This is a genomic window from Micromonospora sp. NPDC047467, assembly GCF_040643095.1.
GTDB lineage: Bacteria > Actinomycetota > Actinomycetes > Mycobacteriales > Micromonosporaceae > Micromonospora.
In genome coordinates, this window is record NZ_JBEYTO010000007.1 from 42,444 (window position 1) to 58,412 (window position 15,969).

General features: G+C 73.5%; 19 protein-coding genes. 9 read left to right on the top strand and 10 right to left on the bottom strand.

Annotated features, from left to right (window positions below; all coding sequences use genetic code 11):
• Nucleotides 1–23 precede the first annotated feature (23 nt).
• A complete protein-coding gene (locus tag ABZ780_RS20115; RefSeq protein WP_357486990.1) occupies nucleotides 24–797 on the top strand; it encodes a lysophospholipid acyltransferase family protein in 774 nt (257 codons plus the stop codon).
• A 33-nt stretch (nucleotides 798–830) separates the two neighbouring features.
• On the opposite strand, the gene ABZ780_RS20120 is transcribed toward ABZ780_RS20115, so the two are convergent.
• Nucleotides 831–1,667, bottom strand: a complete 837-nt coding sequence (locus ABZ780_RS20120) for a nitroreductase/quinone reductase family protein (RefSeq protein ID WP_357486991.1) — start codon at nucleotides 1,665–1,667, stop codon at nucleotides 831–833.
• Nucleotides 1,668–1,988: 321 nt separating this feature from the next.
• Here ABZ780_RS20120 and ABZ780_RS20125 point away from each other — a divergent pair, with 321 nt between their 5' ends.
• The 3 genes from ABZ780_RS20125 (at nucleotide 1,989) to ABZ780_RS20135 (ending at nucleotide 4,936) form a co-directional block, all read left to right on the top strand.
• Nucleotides 1,989–2,756, top strand: a complete 768-nt coding sequence (locus ABZ780_RS20125) for a glycerophosphodiester phosphodiesterase (protein ID WP_357001104.1) — start codon at nucleotides 1,989–1,991, stop codon at nucleotides 2,754–2,756.
• A 17-nt stretch (nucleotides 2,757–2,773) separates the two neighbouring features.
• Nucleotides 2,774–4,165 carry an MFS transporter gene (locus ABZ780_RS20130; protein ID WP_357486993.1) on the top strand — a complete coding sequence of 464 codons (1,392 nt, stop codon included), beginning with the start codon at nucleotides 2,774–2,776 and terminating at the stop codon, nucleotides 4,163–4,165.
• Between the two features lie 90 nt (nucleotides 4,166–4,255).
• The gene (locus tag ABZ780_RS20135) at nucleotides 4,256–4,936 is read left to right on the top strand and encodes a thymidine kinase (protein WP_357002763.1); all 681 of its coding nucleotides are present in this window, start codon (nucleotides 4,256–4,258) and stop codon (nucleotides 4,934–4,936) included.
• A 9-nt stretch (nucleotides 4,937–4,945) separates the two neighbouring features.
• On the opposite strand, the gene ABZ780_RS20140 is transcribed toward ABZ780_RS20135, so the two are convergent.
• Both ABZ780_RS20140 and ABZ780_RS20145 read right to left on the bottom strand, forming a co-directional pair.
• Entirely contained in the window at nucleotides 4,946–6,136 is a 1,191-nt protein-coding gene (locus ABZ780_RS20140) for a low temperature requirement protein A (RefSeq protein ID WP_357001112.1), read from the bottom strand.
• Nucleotides 6,123–6,581, bottom strand: a complete 459-nt coding sequence (locus ABZ780_RS20145) for a hypothetical protein (protein ID WP_357001115.1) — start codon at nucleotides 6,579–6,581, stop codon at nucleotides 6,123–6,125. Before ABZ780_RS20145 ends, ABZ780_RS20140 begins: the two co-directional genes overlap by 14 nt.
• A gap of 148 nt (nucleotides 6,582–6,729) precedes the next feature.
• On the opposite strand from ABZ780_RS20145, the gene ABZ780_RS20150 reads away from it, so the two are divergent.
• The 3 genes from ABZ780_RS20150 to ABZ780_RS20160 all read left to right on the top strand — a co-directional run bounded on the left by ABZ780_RS20150 (nucleotide 6,730) and on the right by ABZ780_RS20160 (nucleotide 10,071).
• Nucleotides 6,730–8,433: an acyl-CoA dehydrogenase family protein gene (locus ABZ780_RS20150; protein WP_357001117.1), complete on the top strand. Its 1,704-nt coding sequence runs from the start codon at nucleotides 6,730–6,732 to the stop codon at nucleotides 8,431–8,433.
• 29 nt (nucleotides 8,434–8,462) lie between these two features.
• Nucleotides 8,463–9,635, top strand: coding sequence for a PQQ-binding-like beta-propeller repeat protein (locus ABZ780_RS20155; protein WP_357001120.1), 1,173 nt, complete (start codon nucleotides 8,463–8,465; stop codon nucleotides 9,633–9,635).
• Nucleotides 9,636–9,699: 64 nt separating this feature from the next.
• Entirely contained in the window at nucleotides 9,700–10,071 is a 372-nt protein-coding gene (locus tag ABZ780_RS20160) for a VOC family protein (protein WP_357001122.1), read from the top strand.
• Nucleotides 10,072–10,082: 11 nt separating this feature from the next.
• Here ABZ780_RS20160 and ABZ780_RS20165 read toward each other — a convergent pair whose 3' ends face one another.
• Nucleotides 10,083–11,081, bottom strand: a complete 999-nt coding sequence (locus ABZ780_RS20165) for a tyrosine-type recombinase/integrase (RefSeq protein ID WP_357001124.1) — start codon at nucleotides 11,079–11,081, stop codon at nucleotides 10,083–10,085.
• 95 nt (nucleotides 11,082–11,176) lie between these two features.
• On the opposite strand from ABZ780_RS20165, the gene ABZ780_RS20170 reads away from it, so the two are divergent.
• Nucleotides 11,177–12,238, top strand: a complete 1,062-nt coding sequence (locus ABZ780_RS20170) for a YafY family protein (protein ID WP_357001126.1) — start codon at nucleotides 11,177–11,179, stop codon at nucleotides 12,236–12,238.
• Here the strand turns inward: ABZ780_RS20170 and ABZ780_RS20175 are convergent.
• The 5 genes from ABZ780_RS20175 to ABZ780_RS20195 form a co-directional block, all read right to left on the bottom strand.
• On the bottom strand, nucleotides 12,228–12,653 hold the full coding sequence (locus tag ABZ780_RS20175; protein WP_357001130.1) for an Hsp20/alpha crystallin family protein: 426 nt from the start codon (nucleotides 12,651–12,653) through the stop codon (nucleotides 12,228–12,230). The two genes, ABZ780_RS20170 and ABZ780_RS20175, sit on opposite strands and share 11 nt — an antisense overlap.
• A 68-nt stretch (nucleotides 12,654–12,721) precedes the next feature.
• The gene (locus tag ABZ780_RS20180) at nucleotides 12,722–13,237 is read right to left on the bottom strand and encodes a GNAT family N-acetyltransferase (RefSeq protein WP_357001133.1); all 516 of its coding nucleotides are present in this window, start codon (nucleotides 13,235–13,237) and stop codon (nucleotides 12,722–12,724) included.
• A gap of 66 nt (nucleotides 13,238–13,303) precedes the next feature.
• Complete coding sequence (locus tag ABZ780_RS20185; protein WP_357001136.1) at nucleotides 13,304–13,819, bottom strand: DUF2087 domain-containing protein; 516 nt, start codon at nucleotides 13,817–13,819, stop codon at nucleotides 13,304–13,306.
• Between the two features lie 118 nt (nucleotides 13,820–13,937).
• A complete protein-coding gene (locus tag ABZ780_RS20190; protein ID WP_357486995.1) occupies nucleotides 13,938–14,129 on the bottom strand; it encodes a DUF397 domain-containing protein in 192 nt (63 codons plus the stop codon).
• Nucleotides 14,120–14,887, bottom strand: a complete 768-nt coding sequence (locus ABZ780_RS20195) for a DUF5753 domain-containing protein (RefSeq protein ID WP_357486997.1) — start codon at nucleotides 14,885–14,887, stop codon at nucleotides 14,120–14,122. Before ABZ780_RS20195 ends, ABZ780_RS20190 begins: the two co-directional genes overlap by 10 nt.
• Before the next feature lie 204 nt (nucleotides 14,888–15,091).
• Here ABZ780_RS20195 and ABZ780_RS20200 point away from each other — a divergent pair, with 204 nt between their 5' ends.
• Nucleotides 15,092–15,376 (top strand): flavin reductase, encoded by a 285-nt coding sequence (locus ABZ780_RS20200; RefSeq protein ID WP_357001144.1) that lies wholly within the window; start codon nucleotides 15,092–15,094, stop codon nucleotides 15,374–15,376.
• On the opposite strand, the gene ABZ780_RS20205 is transcribed toward ABZ780_RS20200, so the two are convergent.
• Complete coding sequence (locus ABZ780_RS20205; protein WP_357001147.1) at nucleotides 15,373–15,945, bottom strand: GNAT family N-acetyltransferase; 573 nt, start codon at nucleotides 15,943–15,945, stop codon at nucleotides 15,373–15,375. The two genes, ABZ780_RS20200 and ABZ780_RS20205, sit on opposite strands and share 4 nt — an antisense overlap.
• Nucleotides 15,946–15,969 lie beyond the last annotated feature (24 nt).

A 15,969-nucleotide genomic window follows, 5' to 3' on the forward strand; every position in this document is an offset into this window, starting at 1 on the left:
CCGCGTGCGACGATGGCGCGCTGATGGACACCGCACACTCCCCCTGGCAGCCGCCATTGATCTGGCGCGGCGCCCAGCTGCTGGCCCGGGCTCTGGTCGCCCTGGTGGCCCGCCTTGAGGTCACCGGCGACGTCCCGGCGCACCTGCGCCGAGGGCCGCTGGTGCTGGCCGCCAACCACATCAGCCCCTTCGACCCGGTGGTGCTGGTCGCCGCCTGCCAGGCCCGCGGCATCGCCCCCCGGGTCATGGCGACCGCCGGGCTGTTCCGCGCCCCGGTGATCGGCACCCTCATGCGCCGCGCCGGGCACATCCGCGTCGACCGGGGCACGACCGCCGTGCACCGGGCACTCGACGCCGCCACGACCGCCGTCGCCGCCGGATCGGTGATCCTCATCTACCCGGAGGGGCGCATCGGCCTGGACCCCGGCATGTGGCCCGAACGCGGCAAGACCGGCGCCGCCCGCCTCGCCCTGGACTGCGGCGCACCGGTCATCCCGGTCGCCCAGTGGGGCGCCCACGAGGTGCTGCCCTACCGGGCGCCCCGGGGGATGCTGCGCGGTGTGGCCCGCGCGGTGTGGCGTCGCCCGGTGATCCGCGTGCACTTCGGCGAACCCGTCGACCTGGGCGACGTCGACGCCGCCGATCCCGGTGCCGCCCGCCGGGCCACCGACCGGATCATCGACGCGCTCACCGACGCCCTCGCCCCGCTGCGCCCCGACGAGCCCGACACGCCCCGGTACGTCGACCCGGGCCGCCCGAGCGACAGCAGCCGCGTACACCGCCGCCGGTCGGGCTGACCCCGCCTCAAGGGCCAGCCCGACCGGTACGCGTCAGCGCGCGGCGTCCAGCAGCGGCACGAGCTGCTCCTCCTCGTACGCCAGGTGTGCGCGCACCTGGTCGGTGAGCCGGGCCACCTCGCGGCGAAGAACCTCCCGGTCCGGCTGCGGGGTGCCCAGGGCGGCGCGCAGCTCGTCCAGCACCGCCGCCATCGCCCGGTGCTCGTCGTTGAGCCGCGCCAGCACCGGAGCCAGGTCGGGCCGCTGGTCGGCGAGCCAGGCGAACAGGCCGGCGTCCTCACGCTCATGGTGGCCGTGCAGCCCCTGGCACAGGGTCAGGCAGTTCACCCGCAACTGTGCGCCCACGTGCGGGCCCGCGTCGTCGACCTCCTGTTGGATCAGCGCTAGTTCCCGCCGGAACGCGTCGTGGATGGCGACCAGCGCCGCTCCCGGCGGACCCGGTGGCGGTGTCGGCGGGCCCGGCAGCGGCTCCAGCGCCACCACCGGCAGCACGCGCCCCGCCCGGTCCTGGTACTCGCCCCAGCCGGGGTCGGCCGCCACCGCCCGGGCGAAGACGGTGTCGCGGTCGGGCCCGGTCAGCATCTCGGCGCGGGCCCGATAGGTGAACACCCCGTCCTCCACCGTGACCAGCGGATCGGCCAGCACGTTGCGGAACCACTGCGGGTCGCGGGGCGCGCCACCGGCGGACGCGATGACCAGGATCCGCTCGCCGCCGTCGGGCAGGTAACCCAGCGGGGTGGTGTGCGGCGTGCCGGTGCGCGCCCCGGTCGTGGTGAGCAGGATCAGGCGGGCGTTCTCGAACCAACCGCCGACGCGGCCGCCGTTGGCGCGGAACTCCGCGATGATGTCGTCATTGAAGGTGTGTGGCACGTGACTCCCGGTGAACAGGGGCTCGCCATGGCACGGCGCGGCGGGCACGGGCAGGCAGGAAGGGGTCGGCCACGCGTCGGCGACGACACGACGCGTGAGGGCGGAGCGGTGCGGAGACAGGGCGGGCCTCGGGCCCGCCCGGGGGTCACTCGCCCGCCGGGTGCCCTGTCCGCTCGTGGCCAATGGCCGACCCGGCAGTCACGACGCCGAATCTAGTGTCGGCCCTCGCGCTGCGGCAACCCGATTTCGCCTGTGCAACGTTGCGGCGATCGTCGCCGGCGGGCCACCCGTGATCCACCGGCGGCAGGCATACTGCGTCGCGTGCTGACCAGACCCGGCTACCTCGACGCGCCAGGGCCGCTGGCGTTCGCCCACCGTGGCGGCGCCGCCGAGGGCGACGAGAACACCGCCGAGGCGTTCGCCCGCGCCATCGGCCTGGGCTACCGGTACGTGGAGACCGACGTGCACGCCACCGCCGACGGAGTTGCGGTGATCTTCCACGACCCGACGTTGCGACGGGTCACCGGCGAGGCGGGGCGCATCGCCGACCTGAGCTGGGCCGACCTCGCCTCGGTACGCGTCGGCGGAGCCGCCGTCGTACCGAGGCTCGACGAGGTGCTGGGCGCCTGGCCGCAGGTCCGCTTCAACATCGACGTGAAGGCCGACGGTGGTGTCGAGCCGACGGTGGCCACCGTGGCCCGGGCCGGCGCCAACGACCGGGTGCTGCTCGCCTCGTTCAGTGACGCCCGGCTGGCCCGGCTGCGGGCGCTCACCGAGGGGCGGGTCGCCACCAGCCTCGGCATGCGCGGGGTGGCCCGGCTGCGCCTCGCCTCGCTGCACGGTCGCCCGCTGCGCCTGCCCGAGTCGGTGGTCGCCGCGCAGGTGCCACCACGCTACGGACGGGTGCCGGTGGTGGACCGCCGATTCCTGGATTACTGCCACCGTCTCGGCCTTCAGGTGCACGTCTGGACGATCGACGAACCTGCCCAGATGCACGACTTACTTGATCGTGGTGTGGATGGCATCATGACCGATCACGTCGGCCTGCTGCGCGACGTCTACCGCAGCCGCGGCCACTGGGCCGCCTGATCGTCGAAGGACCCCCGATGGCCGAAACCGTGACCCCCACGGTGGACGACACCCCGCCCCCGGCGAGCACCCGCCGCGAGCGCAGCGGCTGGTACATCTACGACTGGGCGAACTCCGCGTTCCAGACCACGGTGATCACCGTGTTCCTCGGCCCGTTCCTGACCACCGTGGCCGAGTTGGCCGCCGGCTGTGAGCTGGGCGCCGACACCTGCGACGGGTACGTGTACCCGCTGGGCATCAAGGTCGCCGCCGGGTCCTACTACCCGTACCTGATCTCGTTGTCGGTGTTCCTCACCGTGTTCGTGCTGCCGGTCATCGGGGCGATCGCCGACCGGTCGGCGCACAAGAAGCGGCTGCTCGGCGGGGCCGCGTTCACCGGCGCCGGCGCGACCATCCTGATGGCCTTCGTGACCGGCGACCGTTACCTGCTCGGCGGCGCGCTGTTCCTGATCGCCAACATCTCCTTCGGCGCGGCGATCGTGGTCTACAACTCGTTCCTGCCGCAGCTCGGCGGCCCCGACGAACGCGACGGCATCTCCAGTCGCGGCTGGGCGCTGGGCTATCTCGGTGGCGGTCTGCTGCTGGCGCTCAACCTGGTGGCGATCACCCTGCTGGACAAGGGCGACGACCCGCAACGCACCCTGGACCTGGCCCGCTGGTCGATCGTGTCCGCCGGAGTGTGGTGGGCGCTGTTCACGCTGGTGCCGCTGCGCTGGTTGCGCGAGCGCCCCAGCGTCGCGGCCCTGGCCGGCGGCGGCAACGTGCTCATCGACGGGTTCCGGCAGCTCGGGCGCACCATGCGGGAGATCAAGGCGTACCCGCTGACCCTGTATTTCCTGCTGGCCTTCCTGGTCTTCAACGACGGCATCCAGACCGTCATCACCCTGGCCAGCCAGTACGGCACCGAGGAGCTGCGGCTGGAGCAGAGCACGCTGATCATCACGATCCTGCTCGTGCAGTTCCTCGCCTTCGGCGGCGCCCTGACCCTGGGCGCGCTGGCCAAGCGCATCGGCGCCTGGAAGACCGTGCTGCTCAGCCTGGTGCTCTGGACCGGTGTGATCCTCGCCGCGTTCCGGCTGCCCGCCGAGGCGCCGGTGCCGTTCATGATCCTCGGCGCCGCCATCGGCCTTGTCCTCGGCGGCAGCCAGGCGCTGAGCCGGTCGCTGTTCAGCCAGCTCATCCCCGCCGGCAAGGAGGGCGAGTACTACGGGTTCTACGAGATCAGCGACAAGGGCACCAGCTGGCTCGGCCCGCTCGCGTTCGGCCTGGTGTTCCAGCTCACCGCCTCCTACCGGGTGGGCCTGGTCTCCCTGCTGATCTTCTTCGTGGTCGGGTTCCTGCTACTCCTGGCCGTGCCGATGCGCCGGGCCATCATCGCCGCCGGAAACACACCACCACGGGTGCTCTGAGCACGCTGCCCATCGGCCGACCAATCCAGGACGGCCGATGGGCTAGGCTGCCCGACCGTGACTGACGACGCCGCCACCTCCCCGACCTGCCTGGCCCACCCGCTCGCCGGCCCGCACCACGCGGCCGGGTGCGCGGCGGCGAGCGGACTCGACGGGCGTCCCCTGCACGCGGCGGCGCTGAAGTTCTTCTGGGGGCCGATGGACTGCGGCAAGTCGACGATGGCGTTGCAGATGAACTACAACCACGCCCGGCAGGGCCGTCGCGGGCTGGTCACCACCCGCATCGACCGCTCGCTGGGCCCGCAGGTCACCACCCGCATCGGCCTGGCCCACGAGGCCATCGAGGTCACCGACGACCTGGACCTGCGGGCGCTCGTGCGGGGCCGCTGGGCCGACGGGGTACGCGTCGACTACCTGATCTGCGACGAGGCCGGCTTCTACACCGTCGAGCACGTCGAGCAGATGGCCGAGTTGGTCGACAGCTACGACGTGGACGTGTTCGCGTTCGGCCTCGCCACCGACTTCCGGTCCTGCCTGTTCCCCGCCGCGCAACGGCTGTTCGAGCTGGCCGACGAGGTGGCCCGCATCCAGGTCGAGGTGCTCTGCTGGTGCGGCCGGGAGGGGCTGCTCAACGCTCGCGTCGTCGACGGGCGAGTCGTCCGCGAAGGCGCGCAGGTCGTCATCGGCGACACGGTGGACACCGCCGAGGTGCGCTATCAGGTGCTCTGCCGGCGGCACCACCGCACCGGCGACCTCGGCCCGCGCGACTGACCGCTCCGCTCAGGCGAGCCGGGCGGCCCGTCGTCGATCCGTCAGGATCACCGCGACGGTCACCGCCACCGCCGCCACGGCACACGCTGCCACCGGCACCGCCAGCCCCACACTCACCGGCACCAGCGTCACCAGCACCGCGACCGCCGCGATCCGGCTGACCGACCGGGTCCTCCACAGCACCGCCTGGTAGGCGGCATGCCCGGCGAGGAACAGCGCCGGCCCGCCCAGGACGAACAGCGCGGCGACAAGCGTTGCCGGCGCGCCGGGCTCGCGCAGCAGCCGCTCGTCGCCCGCCGAGGTGACGACGATTCCGGCGACCGTCACCGGGTGCAGGTAGTTGAACGCCAGCCGGCTCAGCGCCCCGGTGCGGTCACCGGCACGGGCGAGGACCTCCGTGGCGGCCGCCGCCGACCGGGCGAAGTACACCCACCACAGCCCCACCGACCCGGCGAACGCCAGCAGGAACGCCCCGGACGTCTCCAGGTCCAGGTGCCGGGTGAGGGTGCTGCCGGTGACCAGGATCGACTCGCCGAGCGCGATGAGGATGAACGCCGCGCAGCGTTCGGCCAGGTGCCCGCCCTCGACCATCCACCGCTCGGGTCGGGTGCGCTCCCGCCGGGGCAGCGGGTAGCCGATGGACAGGCCGATCACGTCGAGCACGATCGCCGCCGTCCACAGCGCCTGCCGTGCGGTCCCGCCGACCAGACCGCCGATGAGGATGAGCACCGACGTCCCCACCGCCCACGACAGCGACTGCTGAAAGCCCGCGACCAACCACGGGGTGCCCCGCACCGCCCACAGGCCGAATACCGTCCTGCTCAGCTGCACGGTCACGTAGACGACCGCGAAGAGCAGACCCATCCCGGCGAACGCCTGCGGGATCGCTGCCGACAACAGCACGCTGCCGAGCGCCACCCCGAGCAATACCGCCCGCACCGGTCCCTGGTCCGGTTGCAGCCAGTTGGTCAGCCAGGTGGTGTAGACCCAGACGAACCAGACAAGCGCCAGCAGCAGCGCGGTACGCCCGGCGCCACTCCAGTTCGGGTGCTCGATCAGATAGTGCGCCAGTTGGGTGATGCTGAAGATGAAGACCAGGTCGAAGAACAGCTCGCTGGAGGTGGTCGGCTCGACGCCTTGGCGTTTGCGCAGCAACCGGGGGTGCGCCGGGTCGGCGACCGGCGGCTCAGAAGGGGTCACCGCACACCCGCCAGCCGCCGCTCTCGCGGACCACCGGCAGGCGGCGTTCCTCGCTGAGCCCGCCGTCGCGGGTCACCTTCACGGTCACGGTGCCCTGGGGTCGCCCGCTGCGGGTCGCCACCGACACGTCGGTGATCTCGTAGTCGGTGACCATCGGCGGCGTACGCACCCAACTGGTGAAGCCGATCGGGCTCCACTTGCTGCGGGCGTCCGCGCAGAGCCGCTCGTACGCCTTGTCGCTGTCGCCGAGGGTCACCTCGCTGAGGAACCCGTCGGCGGTCTCCCGGATCGGGCCGGTGGCCTGGCGCACGGTCTGTAGGTTCCACGCGCCCAGCCCGGCCACCCCGACGCAGCACAGCACCACGCCGATCCCGACGAAGGCCAGCCCGGCGCGCATCGGGCGGTGCCGCCGGGCCGGTCGGCTCCACGGCTGCCCGGCACCCACGACTACCGACCGTAGAGAACACCGTCGCGGCAGATCGGGACAAGTCGGAAACTGGGTGCGTCCGGTGCGTGGTTGTGCCCTGTTCGCGGCGGCCACGGATCGTCTACCGTCGGCGCACACCCCCCGAGCAGTGCCAGGGAGCCGATCGATGAGCCGCTTCGTGCAGCCGATGCCATCCCCCGCCGATCCGTACGCCGGGGACGCCCTGCTGCGGTCCTGGCTGGAGCGTCACCTCGGCCCGGCCGGGCACGCGGCCGCCAAGGGTCGCCTCGCCGACCTGGCCGCCGACGTGACCGGGCCGCTGCGGGCGGCGCACGCCGACGCCGAGGCGCATCCACCGACGCTGGTCCGCTACGACGCGTGGGGCGCCCGCGTCGACCGGATCGACACCTCGGCGGGTTGGCAGGCCCAGCGGGAGGCCGCAGCCCGGCACGCCGTGGTCGCGCTGCCCTACCTGCCGGAGGCGCGCGGCACGTGGGGCGCCGCCGCGCGGGTGGTGCAGCACGCCCTGCTGCACCTGTACGGGCCGGAGTCGGCGACGTTCTCCTGCCCGGTGGCGATGGCCGACGGGGCGGCGGCGCTGCTCAGCCTGCCCGACGTCGACGCGGCGATCCGGGATGCGTGGCTGCCCCGGCTGATCTCCACCGACCCGGCCACGGCGATCACCAGCGGGCAGTGGATGACCGAGGCGCAGGGCGGCTCCGACCTGGGCCGTTCCAGCACCGTCGGCCGGCCCGCCGCGGACGGCTCGTGGCGGCTGACCGGGGAGAAGTGGTTCTGCTCCGCCGCCGACGCGGCGATGGCGGTGGCGCTGGCCCGACCGGAGGGCGCTGGCCGGGGCAGCCGCGTGCTCGCCCCGTTCCTGGTCCCCCGGTACGCGGTCGACTCGCCGCTGGCCAGCGGCACGGCACCGGACGCGCCCGCACCCGGCGTGCGGGTGCACCGCCTCAAGGACAAGCTCGGCACCCGGGCCCTGCCGACCGCCGAGATCGGCCTGCACGACGCGTACGCGGTGCCGCTGGGCGACCCGGCGGTGCCCGGCCTGGTGCGGGCGATGACCCTGGTCGTGGTGACCCGGGTGCACAACGCCGCCGCGGCGGCCGGCGGGATGCGGCGCGGCCTGGCCTACGCCCGCGCGTACGCCGACGTGCGACACGTCGCCGGCGGCCCGCTGGTGTCCTCGCCGCTGCACCGGGCCACCCTGGGCACCCTCGCGGTCGACGCGGCGGGCGCGTTCGCCCTCGCCGGGCACGCGTTCGCGCTGCTCGGCCGGGTCGAGGTCGGCGCCGACCCGGAGGCCGCCGCGGAACTGCGCATCGTGGCGCCGCTGGCGAAGCTGGCGACCGGCCGGCTCGCCGTCGGCTCCGCCAGCGAGTACGTGGAGAGCTTCGGCGGCGCCGGTTACGTGGAGGACACCGGTGTGCCCCGGCTGCTGCGCGACGCGCAGGTGCTGCCCATCTGGGAGGGCACCACCAATGTGCTGGCCCTGGACGTGCTCCGCGCGCTGACCCGGGAGGGCGCCGGCGCGCCGCTGCTGAGCCGGCTGGCCGCCGCTGTCGACCTGGCCCGGCCGCTGTCGCCCGCGCTGGCCGACACCCTGGCCACGGCCGCCGCCCGGCTGGACGACACGATCGCTGCGGTGACCGCCGATCCGGGCGGGGACGCGGTGCTCGCCGGGGCTCGTGGCCTGGCGCTGCGCCTGGCGTACGCGCTGACCACCGCGCTGCTCGTCGAACACGCCGCGTGGGGTGACGAGCAGGCGGAGTTGGCCGCCCGGCTGTGGGCGCGGCGCTGGCTGCGGCACGAGGACATCGCCGAGGACGCCCACCAACACCTGGACCTGCTCTGCTGACCGGTCGACGTGAGTGGGGGTGACGGCCGGTGGACGTCCTGATCGAGCTGGGCGACACCCGGGGAGCGCCCTCGCAGGACGACCGGAGGCCGGCGCCGCCGTCGCGTCCCGGGCGGGTGGCCGTGCTGCTGGCGGCGTGCGCGCTGCTCGGCGGTGCCACCGCGCCCGCGCGCCTGTCGGCTCAGGTGGGGCCGCCGGTGACCGGTCGTGCGGCCCTGCTCATCGCCGGCCCGCTGTTGCTGGTCGTCGACCGGGATGCGAGCCCGCCGACGGTGAGCGCGTACGACGCGGCGGCACCGCACCGCCCGGCCCGGTGGCGGGTTGCCGTGGCACCCGCCGCCAGCTGGTCCGCCCAGGCCGCTGGTGACGTGCTGCTGCTCGCCGAACGCGATCAGACGCGTCAGACGGTGGTGACCACCGCGCGGTCGATGAGCGACGGTGAACCACTGTGGCAACGACCCGACCGCATGTACGCGGCGGGCGACGCGGCGGTGGCCGTGAGTGAGGTCCGTAGTGCCTCCGAGCCGGGGCGCCGGGTCGAGGGGACGGTGCGGGGCGTCGACCTGGCCACCGGCGCCACCCGCTGGTCGGTGCCGGTGCCGTCCACCGCCGTGGTGCAGGTGCTGATCGATCCACCGGGACGGGTGCTGCTGGTGCAGGACGACGGGCTGGTTCGGCTGCTCGACGCCCGCGACGGCGCAGTCCACGGGCAGGGGTCGCTGCCACCTGCCGACTTCGGCCCGGACAATCCTCAGGTCATCGGTGGGCATCTGGTGCTGCGCCATCCGACCGACACCGGAGCGGCGGTGACCGGGTACGACCTGCCCGGGTTGACGCCGCGCTGGCAGGCGCCGGTGGAGCGGGGGGAGCTGACCCTGCGGGCCTGTCAGGGCCTGGTCTGCGCGCAGGACCGGCAGGGCCGGTGGGCGCTCGATCCGGCCTCCGGCGCGCGGAGTTGGGTGTGGCCGGCTGGGGCGCGGTGGCGCATCGTGGCGGGTGCACGGGATGGCGCCGACGCTCTGGTGCTGCTTCAGCCGGCGGCGGACGGCCACCGCATCCTGGTCGCGACGGCGGGCCGGGACGGTCCTCGGGTGCGGGGCGTGCTCCCCGCGGGGGTGACCGACTGCCGGCGCGCCGGGCCCCGGTTGGTCTGCCGGGAGACGGACGGCCGGGTGACGGTGTGGCCGCTCGACACGTCCTGACCGGGTGGAAGAAACGCCGACGTACCTGACAGTGGTTGGCAGGTACTCGGCGCAGACTGCGGACATGACGACAACCGCCGACCTCGCAATGGTCAACCTGGACAGCTCCGACCCTGCCGCGCACGCCGCCTTCTACCACCGTGCCCTGGGTTGGGAGATCACCCACAGCGAAGCCGAGTACGCGATGATCAGCGGCGGCGGTGCTTCGATCGGCTTCGGCCTGGTCGAGGGGTACCAGCCGCCGGCCTGGCCCGACCCGGCCGGGCAGAAGCGCTACCACCTGGACCTCTACGTCGACGACCTGGCCGTGGCCGAGAAGGACCTCGTCGCCGCGGGGGCGTCGAGGCCCGAGTTCCAGCCCGGCGGCGAACGGTGGGTGGTGCTCATCGACCCGATCGGCCAGCCGTTCTGCATCTGCCCCCGCCCTCAGGGCTGACGGGCGCGACGTCAGCCGCGACGACGGGACCGGGCCGCCCACACCGCGTACGCCGGGTCGCGGTCGAGGTTGTGCCGGTCCCGGTCGTAGCGGCGGGTGGTCCGCGGGTCGGCGTGCCCCATCGCGTCCTGCACGTCTTCGAGGGGGACGCCCTCCGAGCGGGCGGTGGTGGCGAAGGCGTGCCGCAGCGAGTGCGGGGACAGCCTCGCCCAGGCGGGGATGCCGGCGGCGCGGGCGAGCCGGCGGACCATCCGGAACACCGAGTGCCGGTCCAGTCGGGCGCCGCTGGCGGTGACCAGCAGCGGCCCGGCCAGCTGCGTCACCGGCACCCCGGTGGCGGCGGCCCGCTGGGCCAGGTAGGCGTCCAGCGCGTACCCGGTGCCGGGGGTGAGGGCGCGGCGGCGCTGCTTGCCGCCCTTGCCGACGAAGCGCACGCTGCGGTGCCCGCGTTCGGTGCCCAGGTCGCTGAGGTTCAGCGAGACCAACTCCCCGACCCGCAGGCCCAGGTCGGCCAGGAGTGCGATCGCCGCCCGGTTGCGGGCGGCGGTCGGGCCGGTGTCCGCGTCGGCGGCGCTGAGCAGGGCGTCGACCTCTTCGGGGCTCAGGCCGACGGTGGCGGAGTGGTCCCGGTCGACGCGGGGCCGGTCCGCGCCGGAGACCGGGTTGGCCGGCACCCCGCCGAGTTTGACGAGGAAGTCGTACCAACTGGACAGCGCGGAGAGCCGGCGTGCCACGGTCGCCGGGGTCAGTGGTCGGCCGCTGCGGGCGGCGAGGGTGGACTCCAGCGCGCGAGCGTACTCGTTGACGTGCAGGAAGCTGGCCCGCAGCGGGTCGAGGTCGCGGCCGGCGCACCAGGTGAGCCAGGCGGTGACGTCGCGCCGGTAGGCGTCGCGGGTGTGCGCGGACAGCCGGCGGTTGCGCAGCCACGCCTCGGTGACGTCGACCGGTCCGCCGGGCAGGGCCGGTCGGGCGGTGGGGCGGGCGAGCACCGGAGCGCCGGAAGACACCATGTGAAAAAGCTTCTCAGTAGTAGATGGGATTGCCATGCAGGCGCGCCGACGCCGCCGGGTGGGGCCGCCTCCCGCGTGCCGGCTACCGTCGGGCGGTGCGCGCGAGCCGGTTGGTGTCCCTGCTGCTGCTCCTGCAGACCCGGGGGCGGATGACCGCTGCCGAACTGGCCGAGGCCCTGGAGGTGTCGGTCCGGACGGTGTACCGCGACGTCGAGTCGCTGGGCGCGGCCGGCGTGCCGGTGTACGCCGAGCGCGGCCCCGCCGGTGGCTACCGCCTCCTCGACGGCTACCGCACCCGGCTGACCGGGCTGACCGCCGACGAGGCCGAGGCGCTGTTCCTGACCAGCGTGCCCGACGCGGCCGCCGAGTTGGGCCTGGGTTCGGTGCTGGCCACGGCGGAGCTGAAGTTCCAGGCGGCGCTGCCGGCGGACCTCGCGGACCGGGGCGCACGGATCCGCCAGCGGTTCCACCTGGACGCGCCGACCTGGTTTCGTGAGCCCGAACCCACACCGCATCTGGCCGCGCTGGCCACCGCCGTCTGGGAGGACCGCCGGGTCCAGGTGCGGTACCGCCGGTGGCAGGCGCCCCGGGAGGTGCAGCGGACTCTCGACCCGCTCGGCGTGGTGCTCAAGGCCGGCCGCTGGTATCTGGTGGCCGCCGCGTCCGGGCAGGTACGCACCTACCGGGTGGGCGCGATCCTGGACCTGACCGTGCTGGACGAGCCTACGGACCGGCCGGACGGGTTCGACCTGGCAGTCTGCTGGCAGGAGCACACCGAGCGCTACGAGCGCGGCGTCTACCGCGCCGAGGCCCAGGTGCGGATGACCGTGTCGGCGCTGGCGCAGACGGTGCACCTGTTCCCGCCGACGATGAGCCGGGCGGCACACGACCGCGCCAGCGCGCCGGACGCGGACGGCTGGGTCACGACGACGGTGCCGATCGAGTCGGTGCGACACGGTCGCGTCGAGATGCTCAAGCTCGGCGCGCAGGTGGAGGTGCTCGGCCCGGCCGAGCTGCGGGAACAGGTCGCCGACACCGCCCACGCGCTCGCCGCGCTCTACCCACCGACCGATGTCGCGCCCGCACGACAGCCGGCGGCCGGCACCCGCAACCAGGTGCCGGCCGCCGAGGCTCGCGCGGTGTCTGTCAGGCGTTGATCTGCCGGCGCGTGTCGCCGTTGGCCGTGATCGTCACCCGGCGGGGCTTGGCCCGCTCGGCGACCGGGATGCGCAGCGTCAGCACCCCGTTCTCGTACCCGGCCTCCAGCTTGTCGGTGTCCAGGGTGTCGCCCAGGAACAGTTGCCGGGTGAACGTGCCCATCGGGCGCTCGGCGGCGACCAGTTCGATGCCGTCGCCGGCGGGTCGGCGCCGCTCGGCGCGGACGGTGAGCACGTTGCGCTCGACGGTGCAGTCGATGGTGTCCGGGTCGACGCCGGGCAGGTCGAACGCCGCGTAGAAGTGGTCCCCGTCGCGGTAGGCGTCCAGGTGCATCGTCGCGGGACGGGCTGCCGTACCGAAGAACTGCTCGGCGAGCCGGTCGATCTCGCGGAACGGGTCGGTACGCATCAACATTTTCGTGCCTCCTCGGTTCTCCTGGCCGAAGGTGATGACTTGAGCCTTGGCGACTCAACTTCCTCTTCTTATTTACCGCGTCCGGAAGCGGGCGTCAACTGCTTCTCGAACCAGTGCTCGGCGTACGGGCCCCGCGAGTACGCCGGGATCTCGACGTAGCCGTGCCGGGCGTACAGGGCGCGGGCTTCGACCAGGTCGTGGCGGGTGTCGAGGCGGATCCGGGCCGCCCCGGCCGCCCGCGCCCGCTGCTCGACGTCGGCCAGCAGGGCGGCGCCCCCGCCGGCGCCGCGGTGCGCGGGGCGGATGAACACCCGGGTCAGCTCGGCCCAGTCGGGCTGCCACCGCAGCCCGGCGCAGCCGGCCAGATCGGCGCCGTGGTGGGCGAGCAACAGCAGACCACCGGGGTACGCCAGATCGTCGCTGGGCAGTTCGGCCAACGCGGCGTCGACCTCGCCGGGCAGGGCCGGACGACGGTGATAGCGAACCACCATCTCCGTCATGTACTCCCGCAGCAGCAGGACAGCGTCGGGATGGTCGGGGCGGGCGGTGGTGGTCAGCCAGGTGGGCCGGACGGCGGTGGTCACCTGTCGATCATCTGCACCCGGTCAACGGCATTTCCCGATCCCGGCAATCCCGAGCGGGGCGGACGATCAGGGCCGCTGGTAGATGCCGTGTTCGCGGGTGAGCAACTGCTCGTCGATCAGGTACCGACGCAGCGTCGCGTGGTCCGACCCGCCCGAGGCGCACCACGGCTTGAGCGCGTCGTCGACTGCCCGCTCGGGATAGCGCGTCCCCGGTGCGAACGACCGCTCCGCGATGTGTGCCAGCAGCACCCGCCGCCGGCCCCGCTGCGCCGGCATGCCCACCAGGACACCCGCGCGCACAAAGGTCCGCAGCACCGGATCAGCGGCCGGTTCGGCGTCGTCGGCCGGGCGGCGCTCGCGCGCAATCGCCCGCAGCGACGCCTCGTCGGCCACGAGTGTGCCGTCAGGACCGGTGACGAGGCCGGCGTCGGCGAGCCGACGGACCCCGGTGAGCACCACCCGTGCCGGCAGGCCGGTCCGTTCGGCGACCTCGGCCGCGCTGGTCGCGCCCAGCACGATCGTCGCGAAGATCCGGCGTCGTCCGTCGTCGGCCAGGGCCCCGGCCACAGCATCCGCAGTCACACCGGTCACCCTCTCAGCAGGGTACGCGGGCCGCCAGGCAATTTCGGCTCCGGTGGCAGTGCCCGGCTGACGCAAAAGCCCCCGAGCAGCGTCGGGAGCCCTCGTGCGTGGTGGTCGGTCAGCCGGCGTCGCGTGCCATCGCGACGAAGCCACGCCACGACTCCGGGCTGAAGGTCAGCGTCCCGCCGTCGCGGTCTTTCGTGTCACGAACGAGGACCACGCCCGGAAGGTTGTCGGCAACCTCGACACAGTTGCCACCGTTGCCGCCGCTCTTCGTGCTCTTACGCCACCGCGCACCGGTCATGTCCATGCTGCTGCCGCTTCTCTGAGAAGGTCCAAGGAACGCCCTCGGGGCAGTGCCTCTCCGCGAATCCGCTCCCACCGTCGTTCCAGGCTAACAAGGTCCGATGGCTGCTCGAGGATCTGCGCCTGTGCCGGGCTGTCCACGTGCGCGACCCGCGAACCGTCCGGCATGTCAGCGATGGTGAAGGGTCCGTCCAGCCCGGGATAGCTGGGCGCGTCCCCCGGGACGATGTGGAGCTGGACGGTGCCCATCTCGGCGTGCCCGAGCAGGCGGGCGAGTTGCGATGCCATCAACGCGCGGTCGTCGCCGACGCGCCGCCGCAGCACCCCCTCGTCCAGCACGGCGACCAGCAGTGGCCCGCATCCACGGCCGAGAATCGCCTGCCGGCCGATCCGCGCCTCGGCGAATTCGGCGACCGCATCCGGTGTCAGCACCCCGCCGGCCAGGGTCGCCCGCGCGTACGCCTCCGTCTGCAACAGACCGGGCACCCACGCCAACTCGAACGACCGCAGCGTCACGGCCTCGCGTTCGAGATCGACCCAGGGACGGAACCACACTGGTTCGCGGCGACGGACGACGTCCGGCCACAGCGAGTCGGCATCTCTTGCCAGGAGCCCCGCGACAGTCGCACGGTGGCGACTCTGCGGGATGTGCCCCGGGTTGGCCCATCTGGCGACGGTCTTCGGATGCACACCGATCTGACCGGCGAGGCTCTCGGCAGTGTGGCCCGCTTGAGCGAGCGCTGCGACAAAGGCGTGGTTCATGCCGACCCTCCCCTGGAACAAACCAGCTGCGTCAAGGAGATTACGTAACGCTGTGTGTTTGTCCAGCGACCCCCGGCAAAGTGCGGTGTAGACGGCGCGGCCGGCAGGGACCCGAACCCGGCGGACGCGTTCGTAGGGGCCGCTGCCGGCGGGCGAGCACTCACGGGAGCGGCCCCTTCCCACACCGCGACGAGAGGATGAGCCGTGCCGGATGAGAAAAGAGCCCGCGAAGTCGAAGCGGGACGAGGGAAGCGCGCGAAGCACTCCCCACTGCGGCCGTCGTGGCGCTGCCCGGTCTGCGGCATCCTGTGGCCGTGTTCGGCCGCGAAGCTGCGCCTCCTCGGCGAGTACCGCGAGGATCGGCCGGGCCTGTTGACGCACCTGGCGAAGGTCCAGGAGGCAGCCACCGCCGATCTCACCGCGCTCAACCCGGGCGTCGCGCTTCCCGACCTGACCCCGCGTTTCGTCGGCTGGGCCGAAGCCCGCTAAGCCAGCCGAGCGTGCAGGTGCATGTCGTGCCACCCGTCAGCGTGGCGAACCGACTCACGGAGCACGCCCTCCACGGTGAAGCCGGCCTGGGTGGCCACCCGGCACGACGCCGCGTTGGCGGTCGAGTGCTCCAGGGCCAGCCGGTGCAGACCGGCCCGCGTGAAGCTCCACCGGGCCAGTGCGAGCAGCGCCGCGGTGGCGATCCCCCGACCACGCGCGGCAGGCAACACCCAGTACGACACCTGCGCCGACGCCTCGGCCAGCAGCACACCCCGCAACCCCACCTGACCGACCGGCTGGTCGTCGGCGTCGACGATCGCCCAGCTCGCGTCCGTCTCGTCGCGCCAACGACGCTCCCACTGCGCAGTCCACGCCCGCGCCTCGTCGTCACCGTCCAGACGGCGGACGTGCCACCGCTGGATCGCCGGACAGTCGAAGGCGGCCCGCACGGCCGTGGCGTCGTCGTCGCGCCACGGCCGCAGCGTCAGCCCGGGGCGTACCGGAAGGTGGGGTTGCTCTTGGGCGCCGAGGCTCCCGGCGGGCAGGGCGGGTGCGACGAGCAGCGGCATTTGCCCATTATGGAGTTGACGGGC

Excerpts from the sequence above, each read along its gene's own strand:
- ABZ780_RS20115 (WP_357486990.1), top strand. The coding sequence starts at position 24 with ATGGACACCGCACACTCCCCCTGGCAGCCGCCATTGATCTGGCGCGGC.
- ABZ780_RS20130 (WP_357486993.1), top strand. The coding sequence starts at position 2,774 with ATGGCCGAAACCGTGACCCCCACGGTGGACGACACCCCGCCCCCGGCG.
- ABZ780_RS20150 (WP_357001117.1), top strand. The coding sequence starts at position 6,730 with ATGAGCCGCTTCGTGCAGCCGATGCCATCCCCCGCCGATCCGTACGCC.
- ABZ780_RS20160 (WP_357001122.1), top strand. The coding sequence starts at position 9,700 with ATGACGACAACCGCCGACCTCGCAATGGTCAACCTGGACAGCTCCGAC.
- ABZ780_RS20165 (WP_357001124.1), bottom strand. The coding sequence starts at position 11,081 with ATGGTGTCTTCCGGCGCTCCGGTGCTCGCCCGCCCCACCGCCCGACCG.
- ABZ780_RS20175 (WP_357001130.1), bottom strand. The coding sequence starts at position 12,653 with ATGTTGATGCGTACCGACCCGTTCCGCGAGATCGACCGGCTCGCCGAG.
- ABZ780_RS20190 (WP_357486995.1), bottom strand. The coding sequence starts at position 14,129 with ATGGACATGACCGGTGCGCGGTGGCGTAAGAGCACGAAGAGCGGCGGC.
- ABZ780_RS20195 (WP_357486997.1), bottom strand. The coding sequence starts at position 14,887 with ATGAACCACGCCTTTGTCGCAGCGCTCGCTCAAGCGGGCCACACTGCC.
- ABZ780_RS20205 (WP_357001147.1), bottom strand. The coding sequence starts at position 15,945 with ATGCCGCTGCTCGTCGCACCCGCCCTGCCCGCCGGGAGCCTCGGCGCC.